25 protein-coding genes are annotated in these 23,382 nt (G+C 60.2%); 10 read left to right on the forward strand and 15 right to left on the reverse strand.

The window, feature by feature from the left end:
* Positions 1 to 31: 31 nt before the first annotated feature.
* The 3 genes from TU81_RS19560 to TU81_RS19570 form a co-directional block, all read right to left on the reverse strand.
* On the reverse strand, positions 32 to 1,627 hold the full coding sequence (locus TU81_RS19560; RefSeq protein WP_048396334.1) for a GMC family oxidoreductase: 1,596 nt from the start codon (positions 1,625 to 1,627) through the stop codon (positions 32 to 34).
* A 156-nt stretch (positions 1,628 to 1,783) separates the two neighbouring features.
* The gene (locus TU81_RS19565; RefSeq protein WP_038980943.1) at positions 1,784 to 2,329 is read right to left on the reverse strand and encodes a hypothetical protein; all 546 of its coding nucleotides are present in this window, start codon (positions 2,327 to 2,329) and stop codon (positions 1,784 to 1,786) included.
* A gap of 28 nt (positions 2,330 to 2,357) precedes the next feature.
* Positions 2,358 to 3,788 (reverse strand): coniferyl aldehyde dehydrogenase, encoded by a 1,431-nt coding sequence (locus TU81_RS19570; RefSeq protein ID WP_048396335.1) that lies wholly within the window; start codon positions 3,786 to 3,788, stop codon positions 2,358 to 2,360.
* Between the two features lie 146 nt (positions 3,789 to 3,934).
* Here TU81_RS19570 and TU81_RS19575 point away from each other — a divergent pair, with 146 nt between their 5' ends.
* Positions 3,935 to 4,606 (forward strand): TetR/AcrR family transcriptional regulator, encoded by a 672-nt coding sequence (locus TU81_RS19575; RefSeq protein WP_038980947.1) that lies wholly within the window; start codon positions 3,935 to 3,937, stop codon positions 4,604 to 4,606.
* Positions 4,607 to 4,662: 56 nt separating this feature from the next.
* Complete coding sequence (locus tag TU81_RS19580; protein ID WP_038980948.1) at positions 4,663 to 5,517, forward strand: sulfurtransferase; 855 nt, start codon at positions 4,663 to 4,665, stop codon at positions 5,515 to 5,517.
* Between the two features lie 92 nt (positions 5,518 to 5,609).
* Here TU81_RS19580 and TU81_RS19585 read toward each other — a convergent pair whose 3' ends face one another.
* The 5 genes from TU81_RS19585 to TU81_RS19605 all read right to left on the reverse strand — a co-directional run bounded on the left by TU81_RS19585 (position 5,610) and on the right by TU81_RS19605 (position 10,977).
* Positions 5,610 to 6,440, reverse strand: a complete 831-nt coding sequence (locus TU81_RS19585) for an AraC family transcriptional regulator (RefSeq protein ID WP_038980950.1) — start codon at positions 6,438 to 6,440, stop codon at positions 5,610 to 5,612.
* A 3-nt stretch (positions 6,441 to 6,443) separates the two neighbouring features.
* Positions 6,444 to 7,454: a hydrolase gene (locus tag TU81_RS19590; RefSeq protein WP_048396336.1), complete on the reverse strand. Its 1,011-nt coding sequence runs from the start codon at positions 7,452 to 7,454 to the stop codon at positions 6,444 to 6,446.
* Between the two features lie 73 nt (positions 7,455 to 7,527).
* A complete protein-coding gene (gene rsmD, locus TU81_RS19595) occupies positions 7,528 to 8,139 on the reverse strand; it encodes a 16S rRNA (guanine(966)-N(2))-methyltransferase RsmD (RefSeq protein WP_038980954.1) in 612 nt (203 codons plus the stop codon).
* A complete protein-coding gene (locus TU81_RS19600) occupies positions 8,139 to 9,629 on the reverse strand; it encodes a M16 family metallopeptidase (RefSeq protein ID WP_048396337.1) in 1,491 nt (496 codons plus the stop codon). The genes rsmD and TU81_RS19600 overlap by 1 nt, the downstream gene beginning before the upstream one ends.
* Positions 9,622 to 10,977, reverse strand: a complete 1,356-nt coding sequence (locus TU81_RS19605) for a M16 family metallopeptidase (RefSeq protein WP_038980958.1) — start codon at positions 10,975 to 10,977, stop codon at positions 9,622 to 9,624. The genes TU81_RS19600 and TU81_RS19605 overlap by 8 nt, the downstream gene beginning before the upstream one ends.
* 344 nt (positions 10,978 to 11,321) lie before the next feature.
* Here TU81_RS19605 and ftsY point away from each other — a divergent pair, with 344 nt between their 5' ends.
* From ftsY to rpoH, 4 genes are all read left to right on the forward strand, one after another.
* Positions 11,322 to 12,863, forward strand: a complete 1,542-nt coding sequence (gene ftsY, locus TU81_RS19610; protein WP_038980960.1) for a signal recognition particle-docking protein FtsY — start codon at positions 11,322 to 11,324, stop codon at positions 12,861 to 12,863.
* Positions 12,860 to 13,531, forward strand: coding sequence for a cell division ATP-binding protein FtsE (gene ftsE / locus TU81_RS19615; RefSeq protein WP_007897888.1), 672 nt, complete (start codon positions 12,860 to 12,862; stop codon positions 13,529 to 13,531). The genes ftsY and ftsE overlap by 4 nt, the downstream gene beginning before the upstream one ends.
* A complete protein-coding gene (gene ftsX / locus TU81_RS19620; protein ID WP_038980961.1) occupies positions 13,528 to 14,556 on the forward strand; it encodes a permease-like cell division protein FtsX in 1,029 nt (342 codons plus the stop codon). The genes ftsE and ftsX overlap by 4 nt, the downstream gene beginning before the upstream one ends.
* Before the next feature lie 113 nt (positions 14,557 to 14,669).
* On the forward strand, positions 14,670 to 15,524 hold the full coding sequence (rpoH, locus tag TU81_RS19625; protein ID WP_007897890.1) for an RNA polymerase sigma factor RpoH: 855 nt from the start codon (positions 14,670 to 14,672) through the stop codon (positions 15,522 to 15,524).
* Between the two features lie 181 nt (positions 15,525 to 15,705).
* Here rpoH and mtgA read toward each other — a convergent pair whose 3' ends face one another.
* On the reverse strand, positions 15,706 to 16,428 hold the full coding sequence (gene mtgA, locus TU81_RS19630) for a monofunctional biosynthetic peptidoglycan transglycosylase (RefSeq protein ID WP_038980962.1): 723 nt from the start codon (positions 16,426 to 16,428) through the stop codon (positions 15,706 to 15,708).
* Between the two features lie 74 nt (positions 16,429 to 16,502).
* Here mtgA and TU81_RS19635 point away from each other — a divergent pair, with 74 nt between their 5' ends.
* From TU81_RS19635 to trmB, 4 genes are all read left to right on the forward strand, one after another.
* Positions 16,503 to 16,874, forward strand: coding sequence for a DUF423 domain-containing protein (locus tag TU81_RS19635; protein WP_048396338.1), 372 nt, complete (start codon positions 16,503 to 16,505; stop codon positions 16,872 to 16,874).
* A 90-nt stretch (positions 16,875 to 16,964) separates the two neighbouring features.
* Positions 16,965 to 17,165, forward strand: a complete 201-nt coding sequence (gene thiS / locus TU81_RS19640) for a sulfur carrier protein ThiS (RefSeq protein ID WP_007897898.1) — start codon at positions 16,965 to 16,967, stop codon at positions 17,163 to 17,165.
* A 60-nt stretch (positions 17,166 to 17,225) separates the two neighbouring features.
* Complete coding sequence (locus tag TU81_RS19645) at positions 17,226 to 18,020, forward strand: thiazole synthase (RefSeq protein WP_008068101.1); 795 nt, start codon at positions 17,226 to 17,228, stop codon at positions 18,018 to 18,020.
* Positions 18,021 to 18,029: 9 nt separating this feature from the next.
* Positions 18,030 to 18,755 (forward strand): tRNA (guanosine(46)-N7)-methyltransferase TrmB, encoded by a 726-nt coding sequence (gene trmB, locus TU81_RS19650; RefSeq protein ID WP_038980964.1) that lies wholly within the window; start codon positions 18,030 to 18,032, stop codon positions 18,753 to 18,755.
* A 132-nt stretch (positions 18,756 to 18,887) separates the two neighbouring features.
* Here the strand turns inward: trmB and TU81_RS19655 are convergent, their stop codons facing one another.
* Genes TU81_RS19655 through metX form a run of 6 tightly spaced genes read right to left on the reverse strand, consistent with a single transcriptional unit; the run spans position 18,888 to position 23,244 of the window.
* Entirely contained in the window at positions 18,888 to 19,211 is a 324-nt protein-coding gene (locus tag TU81_RS19655) for a DUF3392 domain-containing protein (RefSeq protein ID WP_007897907.1), read from the reverse strand.
* Positions 19,212 to 19,220: 9 nt separating this feature from the next.
* Entirely contained in the window at positions 19,221 to 20,426 is a 1,206-nt protein-coding gene (gene hemW / locus TU81_RS19660) for a radical SAM family heme chaperone HemW (protein WP_048396339.1), read from the reverse strand.
* Positions 20,423 to 21,019: an RdgB/HAM1 family non-canonical purine NTP pyrophosphatase gene (gene rdgB, locus TU81_RS19665; RefSeq protein ID WP_048396340.1), complete on the reverse strand. Its 597-nt coding sequence runs from the start codon at positions 21,017 to 21,019 to the stop codon at positions 20,423 to 20,425. The genes hemW and rdgB overlap by 4 nt, the downstream gene beginning before the upstream one ends.
* Complete coding sequence (locus TU81_RS19670; protein ID WP_048396341.1) at positions 21,016 to 21,450, reverse strand: DUF4426 domain-containing protein; 435 nt, start codon at positions 21,448 to 21,450, stop codon at positions 21,016 to 21,018. The genes rdgB and TU81_RS19670 overlap by 4 nt, the downstream gene beginning before the upstream one ends.
* A gap of 26 nt (positions 21,451 to 21,476) precedes the next feature.
* Positions 21,477 to 22,097, reverse strand: a complete 621-nt coding sequence (metW, locus tag TU81_RS19675) for a methionine biosynthesis protein MetW (protein ID WP_038980968.1) — start codon at positions 22,095 to 22,097, stop codon at positions 21,477 to 21,479.
* A 7-nt stretch (positions 22,098 to 22,104) separates the two neighbouring features.
* Positions 22,105 to 23,244 carry a homoserine O-succinyltransferase MetX gene (metX, locus tag TU81_RS19680; protein ID WP_038980969.1) on the reverse strand — a complete coding sequence of 380 codons (1,140 nt, stop codon included), beginning with the start codon at positions 23,242 to 23,244 and terminating at the stop codon, positions 22,105 to 22,107.
* Positions 23,245 to 23,382: the final 138 nt, after the last annotated feature.

Raw genomic sequence — 23,382 nt, forward strand, 5'->3', positions numbered from 1 at the left:
GCACTATAGACGATGGGAATATTCCGCGTTTTCATGGGTTTTTCAAACGTTCGGCCAGCGAAGTGGCCAATTGCGCCGTCAGTCCGTAGACCGACAATTGTGGGTTTGCGCCAATGCTGGTGGGGAAAAGCGAGCCGTCATGAATCGACAGATTGCGCAATTGGTGATGTCGGCCGAGGCTATCGGTCACGGCGTTTTTCGGGTCTTCACCCATGGCACAACCGCCCATCACATGAGCACTGCCCAGGCGCGTGCGGTACAACTCAAGGCTCAAATCGTCGATTAATGCGCGCGCTTCGGTGAGGGTTTTCACGTAACGAGCGTCGGCGTGCATCGGCATCACGGCGTTGGCGCCCCCGGCGAACTGGATCTCGGCCATGCTGTGGAATGCCCGGCGCAACCCGTCCCAGGCATACGGTGAAACCTGATAGTCGAGCACCGGTGTACCGTCACCGCGCAATTCAACGCTGCCACCAGGGCTGTCCGGGTGAAAACCGTCCCGCAGCAACGCCAGCATGGCGTGAGTGTGCGGCAGGTTTTCCATATGCCAGGCGCTTTCCGTGCCAAAGCCGCCGAGCAGAGTGCTGGCCAGCGCCGGGTGCAGCGGCGGGACTTCCAGTTTGTAGGACATCTTGCCAGTGGCGCCATCCTGCCATTGGAAATGGTCGGAATAGTTCGACTGCGGCGCGCCGTAGAACGGGTTGATCACCTCATCAAACAGCCCGGCGGACATGTTTACCAGGTGCAGGAATGTTCGTTTACCCACTCGCTCGTGCGGATCCGGCGCCTCGGAGCGCAATAGCAGCGCCGGGCTATTGATCCCGCCACCGGCCAACACGTAATGCCGCGCCTTGACCGTAATCGTGCGTCCGGTGGGCGCAACGCAACGCTCATCCATCGCCACACATTGCAGGCCAGTGACCTTGCCGTCCTGGATCGACAGCTTTTCGGCGCGGGCCAGGTAGAGCAGCTCGCCACCTTTCTCCAGGGTTGCCGGGATGGTTGTGACCAGCATGGATTGCTTGGCATTGGTCGGGCAACCCATGCCGCAGTAACCGATGTTCCAGCAGCCACGCACGTTGCGCGGAATCACATGCCAGGCGTAGCCGAGTTTTTCGCAGCCTTTGCGGATGACGTCGTTGTTGGCATTAGGCGGCACCCTCCATGGGGCGACACCCAGGCGTTGTTCCATTTTCTCGAACCAGGGCGCCATCTCGGCCGGTGTGTGGCCTATGACGTCGTGCTCTTTGGCCCAGTGTTCCAGCGTCGGGTCCGGGGTGCGAAAGCTTGAGGTCCAGTTGATCAGCGTAGTGCCGCCCACTGCCCGGCCCTGAAGGATGGTGATCGCGCCGTCCTTGCTCATGCGCCCGATGCCTTCCTGGTAGAGGCTGGTGTAGGCCTGGTCTTCGAGCATCTTGAAGTCGCTGCTGGTCTTGAGCGGGCCTTCTTCGATCAGCAATACCTTGTAGCCGGCGGCGCTGAGGATCTCGGCGGTGGTCCCGCCGCCGGCACCGCTGCCGATGATTGCCACATCCGCTTCGAGGGTCAGGTCCTGGGTCAGTCGGGCGCCGTTGTAGGTTTTCCAGCCACGGGCCAGGCCTTCGCGGAACGGATCGGGTACGGGCATGTTTGGGGTTCTCTTATTATTTTGGATTTGTTGGTGATGCGGCTGACGCCATCGCGGGCAAGCCACGCTCCCACAGGGTTTGAGTCGTTCACAAAAGGGTGGTCCCTCTCAAAACCTGTGGGAGCGTGGCTTGCCCGCGATAGGGTCGACTCGGTCTCAAACCGTAGGCGGCCCGGGATACCCGCAATGCGCCCATGACTCCGCCCGGCTGTACCACGCCATCATCACCATTTGCAGCACCGAGCTATGGCCCATGCGCAGCAGGCTCAACGAGCTGTTTTCCCAGCGGTCGAGAAAGTGACGGATCTCGCCGGCACTGGCGTTTTCCCAGCTGCCCCAGATCCCGGTCAATGGGCCGCGGGTAATGCTCATCCCCAACACATCGAACAATTGCCGGGTCAGTTTGAGCATTTCCGGCGACAAGTGATTCAGGCCGTTATCCAGGCAGTGCAAGGTATCGGCGACGGCGGCCGGCATTTTTTCGATGACCACGGCGCCGTCGAGCATCACCGGAATCACTGCCCGCAGAAACAGCAGGTCGCCGCTGCGCAGAATCGCGAAACCGCTGGCCGGAGTACTCGACGAGCAGCCGCTGAGGCTCGCGCCTAATCCGGCCGTGGCCAGAAAGGCACTGGCGCCGAGGCTGAATTTGAGCAGGCCGCGCCGTGACAGCGCGGGTGTGTCGGACAGGCTTGGGCTCATTATTGTTATTACCCGGCGGTGATGATCGTTAGCGGATAAACAGTTTCTGGATCAGTTTCTGAATGGATTTGCCATACGGCGGATAGATCAGCTTCGCCGCATTGAAGCGTTGTTTGATCAGCACGCCTTTGGCCTTGCTGAAGGTTAGAAAACCTTCGTGACCGTGGTAGTGGCCCATGCCCGAGGCGCCGATGCCGCCGAACGGCATGTCGTCCTGAGCAACGTGCAGCAAGGTGTCATTGAGGCAAACGCCGCCGGAATGGGTTTCGTGTAGGACGCGGTTTTGCTCGCGCTTGTCGTAGCCGAAGTAATACAGCGCCAGCGGACGAGGGCGTTGGTTGATGTAGGCAAATGCTTCGTCGAGATCCTTGTACGGCACGATCGGCAGCAACGGGCCGAAGATTTCGTCCTGCATCACCGTCATGTCGTCGCTGACGTTGAGCAGCAGGCTATGACTCATGCGCCGGCCCTGGCCCTGATCGAACAGCGAAATCAGCAGCGCGCCCTTGCTGGTGGCGTCGCTGAGGTAGCCGTTGAGCCGCGCCAGTTGTCGATCATTGATGATGGCGGTGTAGTCCGGGTTGTCGGCCAGCGTCGGATAAAACCCGCGAACCGCCTGACGATAGGCTTCGACAAAAGAGCCGACGCGGTCTTCCGGCACCAGCACGTAGTCCGGGGCGACACAGGTTTGCCCGGCGTTGAGGGTCTTGCCGAAAGCGATGCGTTCGGCGGCGTCCTTGAGCGGCACATCGCGGGAAACGATGGCCGGGGACTTGCCGCCCAGTTCGAGGGTCACCGGGGTCAGGTTCTCGGCCGCCGCGCGCATCACATGTTTGCCGATGCTGGTGGCGCCGGTGAATAGCAAGTGATCAAAACGCAGCCGCGAGAACGCCACGCCGATATCGGCCTCACCCAGCACCACACAGACCAAATCCTGGGGAAAGATTCGACCCAGCAATTCCTTGAGCAGCAAACCGGTGGCAGGGGTCGATTCGCTGAGTTTGAGCATCACCCGATTGCCCGCCGACAACGCCCCCACCAACGGCCCGATAGCCAGGTAAAGCGGGTAGTTCCACGGCACGATCACGCCGACCACGCCCAACGGCTGATAAACCACTTTGGCTGACGCTGGTTGAAAGGCGAGACCGACTTTGCGTCGCGAGGTTTTCATCCAGTCTTTGAGGTGCCGGCTGGCGTAGTGAATGCCGTGCAGGCTGGGCATCAATTCGGCGAGCAGGGTTTCATCGGCGCTGCGGTGGCTGAAGTCCTGGCTGATGGCGTCGATCAGGGCCTGACGCTCATTGCTCAGCAGGTCCTTCAACGCCTTTAGCCATTGCTGGCGCTGAGCCGCGGGTGGCATCGGGTTGGCTGCATACGCCGCGCGTTGAGCATCGAACAGGGCTTGGAGTTCGTCCAGAGGCTGCTGCAGGTTCTTCAGGTAGGCGATGTCAGCAGGCATGGTCGGCTCCGGATTTATTGTAATGAGGGACTTTTTAGAGTCTATGCTCTATAAAGTCAAATGGCACTCTGGTACAGCTTTGTTTTATCCATGCGCGGATAGGTCGTAAGATGCCCCTCATCGCACTCTGAATTAAAGCTCAAGCCATGGCCCCTCGGATCAAAACCAGCGAGCGCATCGTGCAGAACAGCCTGGAGCTGTTCAATCAACAGGGCGAGCGCAGTATCAGCACCAACCACATTGCTGCCCACATGGAGATTTCCCCGGGCAACCTGTACTACCACTTCCCCAACAAGCAGGCGATCATCGCCGTGTTGTTCAGTGAGTACGAAAACCTGGTGGACAGCTTCCTGCGCCCGCCCCAGGGCCGTGCCGCGACAGTCGAAGACAAGCGCTTCTATCTCAAGGAGTTGCTCTCCGCCATGTGGCGCTACCGCTTCCTGCATCGCGACCTCGAGCATTTGCTCGACAGCGATCCCGAGCTGGCCGCCCGTTACCGGCGCTTTTCCCAGCGCTGCCTGATCCAGGGCACACACATCTATGCGGGTTTCGTCGAGGCCGGCATTCTGTGCATGGACAAGGTTCAGATCGAATCCCTGACCCTAAATGCGTGGATCATCCTCACATCGTGGGTGCGTTTTCTGTGCACCACGCGGGAAAACTCCAATCATCTGAGCGAACAGGCGATCAAACGGGGCGTGTATCAGGTGCTGGTGCTGGAGGCTGGGTTCGTCACGGATCAAGCTCGCGATGCGGTGAATGCACTGTTCGAAGAGTTTTATGTGCCGCTGGCCCAGGCGCTGGAAGAAGTGGGATAAAGAAGTGGAATAAAGAGTGCAGTAGGATTCCAGACAAAAAATCACAGGAGCCCGTTATGCCCATTGCGCAACTGATCAGCCCGCAAGCGTTGGACCTGAAAAAGGAGACGCCGGGGCTGGTGATTCTGGATTGTCGTTTTGCCCTCGAAGACCCTGATTACGGTCAGCGCAGCTACGCCGAAGGGCATATTGCCGGATCGAGCTTTGCCGATCTGGAGCGTGATTTGAGCGGGACAGTGGTCAAGGGGGTTACCGGGCGTCATCCGTTGCCCGAACCCGAAAACCTGATCGAACGTCTGCAAACCTGGGGCATCAACGCCGACAGCGAAGTGGTTTTGTACGATGACGGTCCCGGCGCCTACGCGGCGCGGGCCTGGTGGTTGTTGGCGTGGCTGGGTAAGCGCGATGGTGTGTTCATTCTCGATGGCGGGCTGAAAGCATGGCACGCCGCTGGATTGCCCCTGAGTCTTGATGCGCCGTCGGTTACCCGTGGCACCTTCACCGGGACGCCGGATGCTTCGTTGGTGCTCAGCGCCGAACAACTCCAGCAACGTCTTGGCCAGCCCGCGCTGACCTTACTCGACGCCCGCGGCTTGCCGCGCTTCAAGGGCGAAGTGGAGCCGATCGATCCGATTGCCGGGCACATCCCCGGCGCACAATGTGCCGCGTTCACCGATAACCTGGGCAGCGACGGGCGGTTCCTGCCGCCCGAACAGCTCAAGCAGCGGTTTGCCGCGAAGCTCGGTGAGCGTTCACCGACGGAGTTGGTCGCGTATTGCGGTTCCGGTGTGACCGCCTGCCACAACTTGTTCGCCCTGTGCCTGGCGGGTTATCCGTTGGGAGCGTTGTATGCCGGGTCGTGGAGTGAGTGGATCAACGATCCTGCGCGAGGCGTCGCCACCGGCGAATGAAAGATCAAAAGATCGCAGCCTTCGGCAGCTCCTACATGAAACGCATCCCCTGTAGGAGCTGCCGAAGGCTGCGATCTTTTAGCGGCACATTGTTATTCCAGACGGGCACTGCGATACGCCCCCGGTCCTACGCCGTAAACCTGTTTGAATTGCCGACTCAGATGACTCTGGTCGGCAAAACCCAGCTGCGTCGCGACTTCCAGCGGCAGGCAGCCGCGCTGTAACAGCGCTCGTGCCCGGGCGATACGCTGCTGCATCAACCAAGTGTGTGGCGGCATGCCGGTGGCTCTGCGAAACACTCGTGCGAAGTGGAAGGGTGACAGGTTCACCGTCGCCGCCAGTTCTTCCAGCGAGGGCGGCGCCGCCAATCGTGATTGCAGCAGTTCCTTGGCCAGGGTCACCGCCCGATGTTCCTTGCCAGGTTTACCGGCGACCGGGACGGCTGCGTGGCGTTGCAACAGCGACAGCATCATTTCCCGCCAGGCCGTCTGCTGCTGCAGTGCCGTGGACGGACTCTCCAGCAAACAATGCAGTTGGCAGAACCCCTTCACCAGATCTGGATCGCGATACAACGTGGCGCCAAACGCCGGCAAGGTATCGGTCGGCAGTTCGAGCTCGTCCAGCAGTGAAAGAATCTGCCCGCTGTCGGGATAAAACGCCCGGTACAACCAACCGTCTTCCGTACCTTTGTGGCCGGTGTGCAGTTCATCCGGATTGATCAGCACCAGCGTGCCACTGCCTGCCAGATGCTCGGCGCCTCGATAGCGATAACGCTGGGCGCCGGCCATGATCATGCCGATCACATAGCCGTCATGCACATGGGGGGCGAAGCGGTGTTCGATGTAGCGTGCGGACAACAACTCGACGCCGGCCAATGGCGCCGTTTGCCAGAAGTGAATCGACTCGCCCTGATCCGAACCCATGGTTTACTTGCGTCCTGTGGTGGCGAGCCATTGGGGAATGCGCCGCTCCAGATAGTAACCCGGTTGCCGGAACGAGCCCTCGACGAAGCCGACATGCCCACCCTTGGCCTGCAACTCGAATTGCGTGCAGGCAGACAATTCGTCGGCTTGCGGCAGGCTATGAGGAAAGACAAACGGGTCATCCGCCGCCTGAATAATCAGGGTCGGTGTGCGAATCTCTCCAAGGAAATAACGACTCGAAGCGCGGCGATAGTAATCCGCGGCATCGGCGAAACCATTCAGCGGTGCGGTGACCCGGCCATCGAAATCCCAAAAGGTGCGCATATTCTCCAGCGAGCCCAGCGCCGCCAATGCCGCCAGGCCATCCTGATGCCCTTCATGCTGGAACTTGCGCTGCTTGTTTTTGATGTAGGCGACCATCTCCCGCATGAAATGCGCTTGATAGAATTTGGAAAAACCCTGACTGATACGATCGGCGCAATGATCGAGGCGAAACGGCACCGACACCGCCACGGCGCCTAGCACACCACTGTTGCTGCCGGTTTCGCCCAGATGCTTGAGCAACACGTTGCCGCCCATGGAATAACCGACCGCATACAGTGGCGCGAGGGGGCGCTGGGTCCGCAGGTGCTTGATGGTTTCCGCCAGGTCTTCACTGGCCCCGGAATGGTAACTGCGCGGTAACAGATTGGGCTCGCCGGAGCAGCCGCGCCAGTTCAGCGCGACGCTGGACCAACCCTGGGCACCCAGCGCCTTTTGCACCCCGGCCACATAAGGCGAGTTCGATGAGCCGGTCAGGCCGTGCAGCACCAACACCAGCGGCGCAGTCGTGCTGTGGGGGCCGTGCCAGTCCAGGTCAAGGAAGTCGCCGTCTTCGAGCCACAAACGTTCGCGCTCGCGGTCGATATGCGTGGTTTTTCGCCATAGCGGTCCCCACAGGGTTTGTAAATGCGGATTGCCCAGACCGTAGGCGGGCGTGAAGGCGGGGGTGAAGCGTTCTGGCAGATGGGACACGATTGCTCTCGATGCAGCGGTGCTTACCCGCAGCGTTAACTGACTGAGCTTCGCACCGTTTTTACAGGCCGGACTAACCGGCGATCCCTGCCATACGTTGCCACAACGCGTAATACACCCGTCCGGATTTTTGCTCCCGATGCAGGCGCCAATTTTCTGGCAAACCCAATATCGACGGTGCCGTTTCGCTTTCAGTGTAGACCCACGCATCGTCACTCAGCCAATGACGCTCTTCGAGCAAAGTGCAAACGGCCGGCAACAGATTCTGATTGAACGGCGGGTCGAGAAACACCAGATCGAACGCCGTGGCCGGCTGGGTTTCCAGATAGCGCAAGGCGTCGGCAGTCTGTACCTGGCCGGTGGTGCAGCGCAGGGTGCCCAGATGTTCCTTGATGCTGGATACCGCAATGTTGCTGGCATCCAGTGCCTGGCCCATTGCTGCGCCACGGGACAAAGCCTCGAGAAACAACGCGCCGCTACCGGCAAATGGGTCGAGCACCTTGGCCCCGGCGACATAAGGCGCGAGCCAGTTGAACAGGGTTTCACGGACTCGGTCCGGCGTTGGACGCAAGCCTGGCGCATCAGGGAAGCTCAGCTTTCGGCTGCCCCATTCACCGCCGATGATGCGCAGTTGATTCACACCGTTATGTACGTTGTGAACAGGTTTTTTCGGGCGAGTGGCCATTAATGCTCCGGAACCCCGAGCGGTTGCTCGGCAGGTTTATCTGTGGGGGCCGGCAAAGGCTTTTGTGGCACGGTCGGGCCAGCGCTGACGATGACCAGTTTGTCCGTGCTCAGGTGTTTGTTCAATGCGGTTTTGACTTGCTCGACGGTCAGGTTCTGGGACTGTTGCATGAAGTCTTCCAGGTAGCTCAGCGGCAAGTTGTAAAAACCCATGGCACCGAGCTGCCCGACGATATCGGCGTTGCTGGCGGTGGACAGCGGAAAGCTGCCGGCCAATTCACGCTTTGCGTCGTCGAGTTCTTTCTCGGTGGGGCCGGTTTTAAGGTAGTCGGCGAGCACGTCCTGCACCAGTTTCAGCGTGCCTTCGCTCATCTCGGCGCGGGTTTGCAGGTTGATCATGAACGGGCCGCGAACCTGCATCGGGCTGAAACCCGAATACACGCCATAGGCCAGGCCGCGCTTCTCGCGCACTTCGCTCATCAACCGGGTGCCGAAGCCACCGCCGCCAAGGATCTGATTGCCCAGCGACAATGCTGCGTAATCCGGATCGTCACGGTCGATGCCCAGTTGCGCGATCATCAGGTTGGTTTGCTTGGACGGAAACTCGATGTGACCGATGCTGGACTTGGGGTCGGTCGGTTGTTCGATTTTCGCCAGGGCCGGCCCTTTGGGCAGATCGGCGGACACTTGTGCGGCAACCGCCTCGGCCTCGGCGCGCGACAGGTCACCCACCAGCGCAATCACCACGTTGCCGGCGGCGTAGGCTTTCTGATGGAAGGCCCGTAACTGCGCCAGGGTGATCGGTGGAATGCTTTTCGCCGTGCCGTCGCTGGAATGCGCGTACGGGTGATCGCCATACAAGCGGTTCATCAGCTCCAGGCTGGCGAGTTTGCCGGGGTTCTGTTTCTGGTATTCGAAGCCGGCCAGCATCTGGTTCTTGATGCGGGCAAACGAGTCGGCGGGGAAGGTCGGTTTGCCAACGACTTCAGCGAACAGCTTCAAGGCAGGCTCGCGTTTGTCCGCGGCACTGAGACTGCGCAGCGAGGCAATCGCCATGTCTTTATAGGCGCCGTTACCGAAATCGGCCCCCAGGCCTTCGAAGCCCTGGGCGATAGCGCTGACGTCTTTGCCAGCCACACCTTCGTTGAGCATGGCGTTGGTCAACAGTGCCAGGCCGGATGCATCGCCGTCCTGGCTGCTACCAGCGGCGAAGATCAGGCGCATATCGAACATCGGCAGTTCACGGGCTTCGACGAACAGCACTTTGGCGCCTTCGGCGGTGTTCCAGGTCTGCACGTTCAGCGAGCGACGGCTTGGTGCCTTGCCGTCGAGCTCGGCCAGCGATTGCAATTTCTGGCTGGACTTGGCTTTGTCGAGGGCTTCGCTGGCGCTGGTTTCGTCAGACTTGGACAAATAGAAGGCAGCGGACCCGAGCAGTGCAATGACGATCAGGCCGATCAGGGCCAAGCGCGGTTTCTTACGCTCACTCATGAGTCGTCTCCTGTGGCAGTACATGGGCGACGCTGAGACGTGCGCGGGTGAAATACAGCTTGGCGGCCTTCTGGATGTCTTGCGGGGTCACGCTTTCCAGGTCGGCGAGTTCGGTGTCCATCAGTTTCCAGGACAGCCCGACGGTTTCCAGTTGGCCGATGGCGGTGGCCTGGCTGGTGATCGAGTCACGCTCGTAGACCAGGCCGGCAATGACCTGCGCTCGCACCCGCTCCAGCTCTTCGGTGGACGGCGCGGTGGTTTTCAGCTGTTCGAGCAGTTTCCACAGGCCGGCTTCCGCCTGGGCCATGGTTTTCTTCTTCTGGGTGTTCGGCGTGGCCGACAAAGTGAACAGGCTGTCGCCACGGGTGTAGGCGTCATAGCTTGACGAACCGCCAGACACTAGCTCTTCGCCGCGTTCCAGTTGCGTCGGGATCCGGCCGCTGTAGCCGCCGTCGAGCAGTGCGGAGATCAGGCGCAGAGCGTTCACCGAACGCTTGTCTTCAGCGGTGGCGATGCTCGGCACATTGAAGGCCAGCATCAGGCTCGGCAATTGGGTCTGCACATGCAAGGTGATCTTGCGTTCGCCGGGCTCGGCCAGTTCCAACGGGATTTTCGCGGGAGGCACGTCGCGCTTGGCGATCGGGCCGAAGTAACGCTGGGCCAGGGTTTTGACTTCATCCGGGGTCACGTCACCGACCACCACCAGGGTAGCGTTGTTCGGCACATACCAGGATTTATACCAGTGGCGCAGTTCTTCGATCTTCATGCGGTCGAGGTCCGCCATCCAGCCGATGGTCGGCGTGTGATAACCGCTGGCGGGGTAGGCCATGGCCATGAAGCGTTCGTAGGCCTTGGACATCGGCTTGTCGTCGGTGCGCAGGCGACGTTCTTCCTTGATCACCTCGATCTCGCGGGTGAACTCTTCGGCCGGCAAGCGCAGGTTGGCCATGCGGTCGGCTTCCAACTCGAAGGCCACGCCCAGACGGTCGCGGGCCAGAACCTGATAATACGCGGTGAAGTCGTCGCTGGTGAAGGCGTTCTCTTCGGCGCCGAGGTCGCGCAGGATCAGCGACGCTTCGCCGGGGCCGACCTTCTCGCTGCCCTTGAACATCATGTGTTCCAGCGCATGGGAGAGCCCGGTCTGGCCTGGGGTCTCATAGCTTGAGCCGACCTTGTACCAGACCTGGGAAACGACGACCGGCGCACGATGGTCTTCGCGTACGACGACCTTCAGGCCGTTGTCGAGGGTGAATTCGTGGGTGGGTTGTGGATCGGCAGCCAGGGCTGAAAGTGGCAGACAAACTGTGCTGAACAGCAGGCCTGCAGCGCGGCGGGCTAGAGCATTCATTCGTTTTTAAACCTTTGGGGCTGCCCGCTTGGTCTTAGCGTCGGCGGGCGAGAGGGTGCTAGGATACTGATCCGTTTTACTGGCGGCCACGCCTATCAGGCCTTTAATCGGTCAGTAGGTTGTTTGGGTTTGCGGCTTGGGCTTTGAGTTTGTCAGCTAAACTCTGCGTTTTCGCCGACGATGCTGTTCCAGTCCTTCGTATTAATCAACCTTTGAGGTGCCGTTGGTACCTCGACAAAATGTTGCGCGTGAACAAGCTGGATGAATCGCAGTCTGTTCTGCATCGAATTATTTATTGCCGAGGCGCCCTTTGGCGCGTCGCTACCGTGAGATAGCCGTCCTCCATGTTTGGTTCCAACGACGACAAGAAGACCCCAGCTGCGGCTGGCGAAAAGAAAAGCCTGTTCGGATGGCTGCGCAAAAAGCCGCAGGAACCCGTTGTCGAACAGCCACAACCACTTCCTGAGCCAACACCGACGCCGGTCATGGAAGAAGTGCCCGCGCCGATTGCCCTGCCGATCGCCGAGCCGGTGCTGCAATCCGCGGCCGAGCCGGCGCCTGAACCTGAAACCGTAGTCGTGGCCCCATTGCCGCTGACGCCAGCCGCCGAGCCGTGGTTGACGTTGCCGGTGGCGGAAGAGCCGGTGGCATTGGTCGAAGATGAGCAAGCAGCTCACATCACGCCGCCGATTCCGGCCCCGACTGCGTTTGCTCCTGAGCCGGTTCAGGCGCCAGTGGTTGAGCCGGTCGTTGTGCCTGTATTCGTGGCTGCGCCTGCGCCGGTTGCTCCAGAGCCTGAAGTGCCTGTATTTGTTGCTCCTGCTCCGGCTGCTCCGATTGTTCAAGCGCCAGAGCCTGCACCTGTACCGGTTATCGATCCTGTTGTCGCCACGCCCGTCGCGCCTGTTGCTCCAGTGGAAACTCCGGTCGAGCCTGTGCGTACCGAAGAGTCCAAAGCCGGTTTCTTTGCTCGCCTCAAACAAGGTTTGTCCAAGACCAGCGCCAGCATTGGCGAGGGCATGGCCAGCCTGTTCCTCGGCAAGAAAATCATCGATGACGAGTTGCTCGAAGACATCGAAACCCGCCTGCTGACCGCCGATGTTGGCGTCGAAGCGACGTCGGTGATCATTCAACGCCTGACCCAGAAAGTCGCCCGCAAAGAACTGGCCGATGCCGACGCGTTGTACAAATCCCTGCAAGCCGAACTGGCAGCGATGCTAAAACCGGTCGAACAACCGCTGAAAATCACCTCCCAGAACAAGCCATTTGTGATTCTGGTGGTAGGCGTCAACGGCGCCGGCAAGACCACCACCATCGGCAAACTGGCGAAGAAGCTGCAACTGGAAGGCAAGAAAGTCATGCTCGCCGCCGGTGACACCTTCCGTGCCGCCGCGGTCGAGCAATTGCAGGTCTGGGGTGAGCGCAACAAGATTCCGGTGATCGCCCAGCACACCGGCGCCGACTCGGCTTCGGTCATCTTCGATGCCGTGCAGGCCGCCAAGGCCCGTGGCATTGACGTGCTGATCGCCGACACCGCTGGTCGTTTGCACACCAAAGACAACCTGATGGAAGAACTGAAAAAGGTTCGCCGGGTGATCGGCAAGCTCGACGCCGATGCGCCGCACGAAGTGCTGTTGGTGCTCGACGCCGGTACCGGCCAGAACGCCATCAACCAGGCCAAGCAATTCAACCAGACCGTCGAACTGACCGGCCTGGCGCTGACCAAACTCGACGGCACCGCCAAGGGCGGGGTGATTTTCGCCCTGGCCAAGCAGTTTGGCTTGCCGATTCGCTACATAGGCGTCGGCGAAGGCATCGACGATTTGCGTACTTTTGAAGCAGAACCCTTTGTCCAGGCATTGTTTGCCGAGCGGGAGCGTTCATGATTCGTTTCGAACAGGTCGGTAAACGCTACCCGAATGGTCACGTCGGCTTGCATGAGCTGAGCTTTCGAGTCCGTCGGGGCGAATTCTTGTTTGTCACCGGCCATTCCGGCGCCGGTAAAAGCACCTTGTTGCGGCTGTTGTTGGCCATGGAACGTCCGACCACCGGCAAATTGCTGTTGGCAGGGCAAGACCTGAGCACCATCAGCAATGCGCAGATTCCGTTCCTGCGCCGGCAAATCGGCGTGGTGTTCCAGAATCACCAGCTGCTGTTCGATCGCACGGTGTTCAACAACGTCGCATTGCCTTTGCAGATCCTTGGCCTGTCCAAGGCCGAAGTCGCCAAGCGCGTGGACTCGGCCTTGGAGCGCGTGGCGCTCTCGGACAAGACCGATCTCTACCCCGGCGACCTGTCCACCGGCCAGCAACAGCGCGTCGGCATCGCCCGCGCCATCGTTCACCGCCCGGCCTTGCTGCTGGCGGATGAACCGACCGGTAACCTCGACCCGCGTCTGGCGGCAGAAATCATGGGCGTGTTCGAAGACATCAACCGTCTGGGCACCAGCGTGCTGATCGCCAGTCACGACCTGGCACTGATTGCCCGCATGCGTCATCGCATGCTCACCCTGCAGCGTGGCCGATTGATCGGCGACGGGGAGGCTGGCGTATGAGTGCAACACGTAGCCCCAAGGTTTCCGAGCGCGTGGCCCCGAAGGCCGCCGATCCGCAACCGCAGCAGCAGAAGAAAAAGCGCGACGATGACGATGGCCCGGACTTCTCTACGCTGTTCCGCGCCTGGGTTGAAAGCCATCGTGCGAGTTTGCTGGACAGCTTGCGCCGCTTGGGTAAACACCCGATCGGCAGCTTTTTCACCTGCATGGTGATGGCAGTTGCCCTCAGCTTGCCGATGGGCCTGTCACTTTTGCTAAGTAACGTCGAGCGTCTCGGCGGTTCCTGGCAGCGTGCGGCGCAGATTTCCCTGTACCTGCAACTCGATGCCAGCCCTGAACAGGGCGAGTCGTTGCGTGAGCAGATCAAGGGTATGCCGGGCGTGGCCGAGGCCGAATACGTGGGTCGCGATCAGGCGCTGGAAGAGTTCCAGCAGCAGTCCGGACTGGGCGAAGCGCTCAAGGAACTCCCGGAAAACCCGCTGCCGGGCGTGGTCCTGGTGACCCCGAACGAGGTCGACAAGCCTGCGCTTGAAGCATTGAGACAAAAACTTTCCGAATTGCCGAAGGTACAACAGGCGCAACTTGATCTAGTCTGGGTCGAGCGTCTGGCAGCCATCCTCAAGCTGGGCGACCGATTTGTCTTCGGTCTGACCGTGCTTTTGGTTTCTGCATTACTTTTGGTGATAGGCAATACCATTCGTCTTCATATTGAAAACCGCCGCACAGAGATAGAAGTGATTAAACTCGTCGGCGGCACTGACAGCTATGTGCGCAGGCCCTTTCTGTATATGGGCGCGCTTTATGGCTTTGGTGCGGGGATTCTTTCCTGGGGTGTATTGGCGTTCGGCCTGAACTGGCTGAACGACGCGGTGGTTGGACTGGCCGGTTTATACGGCAGTGATTTTGCGCTGGCCGGAGTGCCAGTTGCCGACGGTCTATCGCTCTTGCTTGGCGCGGTGCTGTTGGGGTATATCGGTGCATGGATTGCAGTCGCACGCCACCTGCGGGAGCTTGCGCCAAAGTAATATCATTTTGCTCGTATTGACCTTTCAGCGTTTATGGGAACTTGTTTTTTGGTTTCCGGTCAATTTTCGCAGTGCTGAACTGCACGAGTTAGGTAAGTCGGAGGTTTTTTCGTATGACCAATTCTTTGCAACCTGCATATGCTCTGGTCCCGGGTGCGAACCTGGAGGCCTATGTGCACACGGTGAACAGCATTCCATTGCTGACGCCGGAGCAGGAGCGTGAACTGGCCGAGAGTCTCTATTATGAGCAGGATTTGGGGGCGGCTCGGCAGATGGTGCTCGCCCACCTGCGTTTTGTCGTACACATTGCCCGTAGCTATTCCGGCTACGGCCTGGCCCAGGCTGACCTGATCCAGGAAGGCAACGTCGGCCTGATGAAAGCGGTCAAGCGTTTCAACCCGGAAATGGGTGTACGCCTGGTGTCCTTTGCGGTGCACTGGATCAAGGCGGAAATCCACGAGTTCATCCTGCGCAACTGGCGGATCGTGAAAGTCGCGACCACCAAGGCTCAGCGCAAGTTGTTCTTCAACCTGCGCAGCCAGAAGAAACGTCTGGCCTGGCTGAACAACGAGGAAGTCCATCGCGTGGCGGAAAGCCTCGGCGTAGAGCCGCGGGAAGTGCGCGAGATGGAAAGTCGCCTGACCGGCCATGACATGGCTTTCGACCCGGCCGCGGAAGCGGACGACGACAGTGCATTCCAGTCGCCGGCCAACTATCTGGAAGACCACCGGTACGATCCGGCCCGTCAACTGGAAGACGCCGACTGGAGCGACAACTCGAACCACAACCTGCACGAAGCGCTTGAAGTGCTGGACGACCGCAGTCGCGACATCCTCTACCAGCGTTGGCTGGCAGAAGAAAAAGCCACGCTGCACGACCTGGCGCAGAAGTACAACGTGTCGGCCGAGCGTATTCGTCAGCTCGAGAAGAGCGCGATGAACAAGCTCAAGTTGTCGATCGCCGCGTAACCTGCGCACCGGCAATAAAAAACGCCCCGATCATTGATCGGGGCGTTTTTGTTGGTGCCCGCTTACACCGAACCTCTGTAGGAGCGAGGCTTGCCCGCGAAAGCGGTGTGTCATTCAGAAATGATGTCGACTGACACACCGCTTTCGCGGGCAAGCCTCGCTCCTACAAGGGGGCGTCAAGTTATTGGGACCAAGGTGCCCGGCGCGAATCGTTGAGCCCGAGCAGATAGCTGTCCCCGCCCAACTGACTCATCTGCTGCCGAATCCACCCGGCGCGTCTTGCAACGTAAGAGGTTGGATGGCTGGCGCTCCACACCCGCGGGTTCGGCAGTACTGCGGCCAGCAGACTCGCCTGCTGTCGGGATATCGAGCGAGCGCCCACACCAAAGTGATGCCGAGCCGCCGCTTCGGCGCCAAACACGCCTTCATCCCACTCGACGCTGTTGAGGTACACCTCAAGAATCCGCTGCTTGGGCCAGAACACCTCGATCAGCCCGGTAAACCAGACCTCCAGGCCTTTGCGCAGCCAGCTGCGGCCAGACCACAGAAACAGGTTCTTCGACACTTGCTGGCTCAGGGTGCTGGCGCCACGAATCGAGCCGCCGCGTTCGTTATGCGCAAACGCCGCCTGAATCGCGCCGATATCAAAGCCCCAGTGCTCGGGAAACTTCTGGTCTTCACCGGCAATCACCGCGACTTTCAGGTCGTCGGAGATTTCATCCCAGGGTTTCCAGGTGCGTTGCAAGTCAATGGGCTCGCCGTCGAACCAGGATTCGATCTTGCGCTCGACCATCAGCGCCGTTCCCGGCGGCGGCACCACCCGAAACAGCAGCACCAGCAAAACACTGCCGACCGCGAACCAGAGCAGGGCCTTTGTGAAACGACGGAAAATTAACTGCAGCATAGAGATGGCTTGGCCGAACCCGTTGAGCCGGCCATTATACAGACCCTGTTGATCGAGTCTGACTGGAGTTCTTCATGTTGCGTGGCTTCCTGATGCTGGCTGCTTTTTTCGGCTTCACCGGTGTTGCCTTGGGCGCATTCGCCGCCCATGGCTTGAAAAGCCGCCTGAGCGCCGAGTACCTGGCGATTTTCCATACGGGCGTCACCTATCAACTGGTGCACACCCTGGCGTTGCTGGGTGTAGCGCTGCTCGCCACGCAGATTCCCGGTCGACTGATCACCTGGGCCGGCGCATCATTTGCTATTGGCATTGTGTTGTTTTCCGGCAGCCTGTACCTGCTGACGATAACGGGCATCAGCAAGCTCGGGATCGTTACGCCCTTCGGTGGCCTGGCGTTCCTGGTCGGCTGGGTTTGCCTGGGACTTGCCGCCTGGCGGTTGAGCTGACCACGCGGTCCATTTCGTGACGAATGGCTTGGGTCGGCCTGACTGATCGGGCTAGAATGCCAGCCCCTAAAAATGATGGCGGCATTCGGTATGCGCATTCAATTGAACGGCGAATCCCTTGAACTGCCCGACGGTGAAACCGTTGCGGCCCTGCTGACCCGTCTGGAACTGACCGGACGCCGGGTGGCGGTCGAACTCAATCTGGATATCGTCCCGCGCAGCCAGCATGCAGAAACCACGCTGAACGACGGCGATTCCGTCGAAGTGGTTCACGCTATCGGCGGCGGCTAGTCGTCCGGCCCTTAAGGGCACAGAATTCTGCAAGAACCTCATCCCTACAGAGGATTTCCCATGAGCATCGTTCGTAGCGACAAGCCCTTCGTCCTGGCCGGTCGTACTTACCAGTCGCGTTTGCTGGTAGGTACCGGCAAGTACCGTGACATGGAAGAAACCCGCCTGGCCATCGAAGCCTCGGGTGCCGAGATCGTCACCTTCGCCGTGCGCCGCACCAACCTCGGCCAGAACCCGGGCGAACCGAACCTGCTCGAAGTCCTGTCGCCAGATCGCTACACCTTCCTGCCTAACACCGCCGGCTGCTTCGACGCTACCGAGGCTGTGCGCACCTGCCGTCTGGCCCGTGAGCTGCTCGGTGGCCACAACCTGGTGAAGCTGGAAGTGCTGGCGGACCAGAAAACCCTGTTCCCCAACGTGATCGAAACCCTCAAGGCCGCCGAAGTGCTGGTCAAGGAAGGTTTCGACGTGATGGTCTACACCAGCGATGACCCAATCATCGCCCGTCAACTGGCGGAAATCGGCGTTATCGCGGTGATGCCGCTGGCCGGTCTGATCGGCACGGGCCTGGGGATCTGCAACCCGTACAACCTGCAGATTATCCTCGAAGAAGCGAAAATTCCGGTGCTGGTGGATGCTGGTGTCGGTACTGCCTCCGACGCCACCATCGCCATGGAACTGGGCTGTGAAGCGGTGCTGATGAACTCGGCCATCGCCCATGCCCAGCAGCCGATCATGATGGCTGAAGCCATGAAACACGCCATCGTTGCAGGTCGCTTGGCCTACCTCGCCGGCCGCATGCCGAAAAAACTCTATGCCAGCGCCTCCTCGCCGCTGGATGGTCTGATCAAGTAAGAGCCATTGATGACTGAATCAAACGAAACGCCTATCCAGCCGGAAGAAGGCGAAGAGCGCCAACACCGCCGCATCAAGAGTTTCGTGATGCGCGCCGGGCGCATGACCGAAGGCCAGCAGCGCGGTCTGGACCAAGGTACGCCGCTGTTCGTACTGCCTTTGGCCGATGCGCCGGTGGACTTCGATCAGGTGTTCGGACGCTCGGCACCGCGCTCGCTGGAAATCGGCTTCGGCATGGGCCACTCGCTGCTGGAAATGGCCGCGGCCTCGCCGGAGCAGGATTTCATTGGCGTTGAGGTTCACCGTCCGGGTGTCGGCGCGCTGCTCAATGGCGTGCTGACTCAGGGCCTGACCAACCTGCGCGTTTACGATTGCGATGCGATCGAAGTGCTCAACCGTTGCATCGCCGACAACAGCCTCGATCGCCTGATGCTGTTTTTCCCGGATCCGTGGCACAAGAGCCGTCACCACAAGCGTCGTATCGTGCAGGCGTCGTTCGCTGAACTGGTGCGCAGCAAGTTGAAGGTCGGCGGTGTGTTACACATGGCCACTGACTGGGAACCGTACGCTGAGTACATGCTGGAAGTGATGAACGTCGCCCCGGGCTATCGCAACCTCGCCGAAGACGGCAAATGCGTCCCGCGCCCGACCGAACGGCCGATCACCAAGTTCGAACGCCGCGGCGAACGTCTTGGGCACGGCGTGTGGGATCTGAAGTTCGAAAAACAGTCCTAAGCCCTACGCAATACCAAATGTGGGAGCGGGCTTGCTCGCGAAGACGGTTCATCATTCAACGCTAATGTTGATTGACACGACGCCTTCGCGAGCAAGCCCGCTCCCACATTTGTTTTGTGTTGTGCTTGGAGATCAGCGGCGGTCTGCTACGACGCCGATCAACACCAGCACCACCAACAACACCGGTGCCAGGCTGTAGTTGTTGAACTGGCTCAGGCCTTTGATGATCCATGGCGTTGCATAGATCAGCGCCACGCCGCTGCCGACCATGCACAGCAGGGCCATCAGCGGGACGCGCAAGGCGCCGGCGATGCTGCCCAGGCGTTGGTCGACCCAGCCTTTGATGTCGGCGCCAAACAGCACCAGCAGACAGCCCACCAGCGCCAGAGAGATTTCCGACAGGTTGCTACGGCTCCAGCGGGACACGGTGGCGAGCAGGTCGAGTACCAGATCCATTCGATTTCCTTATGTCAGAAAATTCTGCAGCAAGTCATTGAGAAAGAGTTGTCCGCGCAATGTGGCCGCCAGACGTGACGGTTCGACCTGCAACAAGCCACTTTGTTCGGCCTCGCGCCGGCCTTCAGCCAGGCTTTCCAGAGGCAGCCCGGTGCGCTCTGGATATAACCGCGCTTCGACGCCCTCGGTCAGGCGCAAGGCGTTCATCAGGAACTCGAACGGCAGCTCTTCGTTGGTCAGGGCTTTCTCGCCGGCCTGGAAGCTTTTGGCCGGGTTGAGGTAGTCCTTCGGCAGGCGGGTCTTCCAGGTGCGCACGATGCGCCCGTCCGGATGGCTGAGCTTGCCGTGGGCGCCGGCGCCGATGCCGATGAAGTCGCCGAAACTCCAGTAATTGAGGTTATGCCGCGCCGCACGACCGGGCTGGGCATAGGCCGAAACTTCGTATTGCGCGTAACCGTGTTCGGCCAATAGCGCCTGACCGGCCTCCTGAATATCCCACAGGGTGTCGTCTTCCGGCAGCGTCGGCGGCTGGTTCCAGAACACCGTGTTCGGTTCCAGCGTCAGCTGATACCAGGACAGGTGCGTCGGCTTCAGGGCAATGGCCTGGCGCAGGTCGTTCAGGGCATCGTCCAGCGACTGATCGGGCAAACCATGCATCAGGTCCAGATTGAAGTTGTCGAAGCCGGCCTGACGGGCCATGCCGGCGGCACGCACGGCTTCGTCGCCGTTGTGAATCCGCCCCAGGGCCTTGAGTTTCTCTTCCTGAAAGCTCTGGATGCCGATCGACAGGCGATTGATGCCCAGCGCCCGGTAGGCGCGGAACTTCTCCTGCTCGAACGTTCCGGGGTTGGCTTCCAGGGTGATTTCAATGTCGCTGGCAAACGGAATACGTTGCTCGACACCCTTGAGCAAACGGCCCAGAGCCTCGGCGCTGAACAGGCTTGGCGTACCGCCACCGAAGAAGATCGAACTCAGCTCGCGATCATAGACCGCATGCAGGTCTTGATCGAGATCGGCCAGAAGGGTGTCGACATATTCTTCTTCCGGCAACACGGGGCTGGCGGTGTGGGAGTTGAAGTCGCAATAAGGGCATTTGCGTACACACCACGGGATGTGGATGTACAACGCCAGTGGCGGCAACACGGGCAGGGCCGCTCGAGGCGATTGTGCGGCGCCGCCGAAGATCAGCGGCGACGCGGACGAGTCATGGATCATTTCAGGCCCAGACGCTGGCGCAGCAGATCCATTGCACGGGCGCGGTGGCTGATGAGGTTCTTGTCGCTCGGGCTCAGCTCGGCGCTGGAGCACTCGCGCTCCGGCACCCAGAACAGTGGATCGTAGCCAAAACCGTGCTCACCGCTGGCCTGGGTCAGGATGCGCCCATGCCACAGGCCTTCGCAGAGAATCGGCAACGGATCGTCGGCATGACGCACCAATGCCAACACACAGACGAACTGCGCACCGCGCTCGGCTTCGGGCACGTCTTTCAACACGTCGAGCAGTTTGGCGTTGTTCGCCGCATCGCCTTTACCGTCGGCGTAACGGGCCGAATAGATACCCGGCGCACCGCCGAGGAAATCCACCGCCAGCCCCGAATCGTCGGCCAAGGCTGGCAGGCCGGAAATGCGCGAGGCATTGCGGGCCTTGAGAATGGCGTTCTCGACGAACGACAGGCCGGTTTCTTCAGGCTCGACGCTGCTGAACTCGCCGATCGAGCGCAAATGCACCGATTCGCCGAGCATGGCCTGGAGTTCCTTGAGTTTGCCGGCGTTATGGCTGGCCAGTACGAGTTGCGTGAAATTCATCATTGGCCAGGGAAAAGCTCTTGTTGGAAACTGATAGTGTTGGTTTTGTCGCCGGTCTGCACCTTGATGTCAAAGGTGCGGATTTCCTGCTGATCCACCGGGAACTGGGCGATGTAGTAGACCGCGCCTGTTTCAGTGATCTGTTTGAACTTCAACGGGATGCTTTGGCTAGTCAGGTCTTTGACCGTGCCGCTGACCTGAGCCGTCTGTGGTTTACCTTCCTTGAGTACCGAGACGTTGATCACGCCTTGATTCTTGCTGCGGTTCAGCTCGGCCGCTTTGGCGATATCCGGTGTCAGGAAGGTGGAATTGAAGGTGTTGTAGTGCACCGTCACGTCGCCAAAGGTTTCCTTGCGCTCGCCCTTGATGACATCGGCGGCCATGGTGGTGACGCTCAGGCAGGCAGTAAGTAAAAACAGTGCTAGACGACCCATGATGATTCTCCTCGAAGTGTCGTGATTCAGACCGCGACCTTGTGGTCCGGCAGACCGGGGCTACTGACGCGGTAGATGCCGATCTCACCTAACAGATTAGGCCATAGCTTACTGGCCCACCCATGCCGATGCTGTTGATCCACGGCAAGCCGATCAATGACCTTGGCTTCACGTTCGCGACACAGCGCTTCAAAGTCTTCGAAAGTACAGAAGTGGATGTTCGGCGTGTTGTACCAGGTGTACGGCAGAAAATCGGACACCGGCATCCGGCCCTTGCTCGCCAGGTACCAGCGGCAGCGCCAGTGACCGAAGTTGGGGAAGGTGATGATGCACTGGCGGCCGACGCGCAGCATTTCGTCGAGGATCTTGTCCGGGTAATGCACCGCTTGCAGTGCCTGAGTCATGACCACGACGTCGAAGCTGTTGCTGGCGAAGTTGCCCAGGCCCTTGTCCAGATCCTGCTCGATGACGTTGATGCCCTTGGCCACGCACTCGGCAATGTTGTCCGGGTCGTTTTCCAGGCCATAGCCGGTAACCTGTTTGTGGTCACGCAGCCAGGTCAGCAACTCGCCGTCACCGCAACCGAGGTCGAGCACGCGGCTGCCGGCGGGGATCCATTCCTGGATGATTTCCAGATCGGCTCTCATGTCTTCCTCAAAGCGCTATACGGTTCATGTAATTGCTGAAGGCCTGCAAATAACGCGGGATCGGAATCAGGAAGGCGTCGTGGCCTTGCGGAGCGTCGATCTCCAGGTAGCAGACGTCTTTCCTGGCCGCCATCAGCGCATCCACCAGTTCCCGCGAGCGGGCAGGGGAGAAGCGCCAGTCGGTGGTGAAGGACATCACGCAAAACCTGGCCGTGGCATTGGCGAAGGTTTTTGCCAGGTCATCGTCGAAGTTCGCTGCCGGGTCGAAGTAGTCCAGCGCCTTGGTCATCAGCAGGTAGGTGTTGGCGTCGAAACGTCCGGAAAATTCCTCACCCTGATAGCGCAGGTAGCTTTCGACCTGGAACTCGACGCTGTGGAAGTCGTAGTTGAGCTTTTCGCTCTTAAGGCCGCGACCGAATTTCTCGCCCATGGAGTCGTCGGACAGGTACGTGATGTGCCCGACCATCCGCGCCAGCATCAGCCCGCGCTTGGGGATCACACCCGCTTCCTGGAACGAGCCGCCGTGGAACTCCGGGTCGGTGAGGATCGCCTGGCGTGCGACTTCGTTGAATGCGATGTTCTGTGCCGACAGTTTCGGCGCCGAGGCGATGGCCAGGCAGTGCCGCACGCGATCCGGGTAGGTGATGGTCCACTGCAAGGCCTGCATGCCACCAAGGCTGCCACCGATCACCGCCGCCCATTGGTGGATGCCGAGCAGGTCGGCGAGGCGTGCCTGGCTGTGGACCCAGTCTTCCACGGTCAGTACCGGGAAATCGGCGCCGAATGGCTTGCCGGTTTCCGGATTGACGCTGCTGGGGCCGGTGGAACCGTTGCACCCGCCGAGATTATTCAGGCTGACCACGAAGAACTTGTTGGTGTCGATCGGTTTGCCGGGGCCGATGCAGCTGTCCCACCAACCGGGTTTGCGGTCGTCGGGGCTGTGGAAGCCGGCAGCGTGATGGTGACCGGACAAGGCGTGGCAGATCAGCACGGCATTGCTCGCCGTAGCGTTCAGCGTGCCGTAGGTCTCGTAGATCAGGTCATACGCGGGCAGCGAACGTCCGCAGGCCAAGGCCAGGGGTTCACTGAAGTGCGCCACTTGCGGCGTCACCAGACCAACAGAATCGGGGGGGAAGGCAGCTGGCATCGACCCTGCTCTCATTGAAATGAGGCGTAAGTCTAAAGACCGCTGTGGCTAGCGGCAAGCAAAGGCCGGGCCTGATTTCATTCAGTTCGACCGAGGTGCGCCATTCGCGAGCAAGCCCGCTCCCACAGGGGAACGCAT

The sequence above is a fragment of the Pseudomonas lini genome, assembly GCF_001042905.1.
GTDB classification, from domain to species: domain Bacteria; phylum Pseudomonadota; class Gammaproteobacteria; order Pseudomonadales; family Pseudomonadaceae; genus Aquipseudomonas; species Aquipseudomonas lini.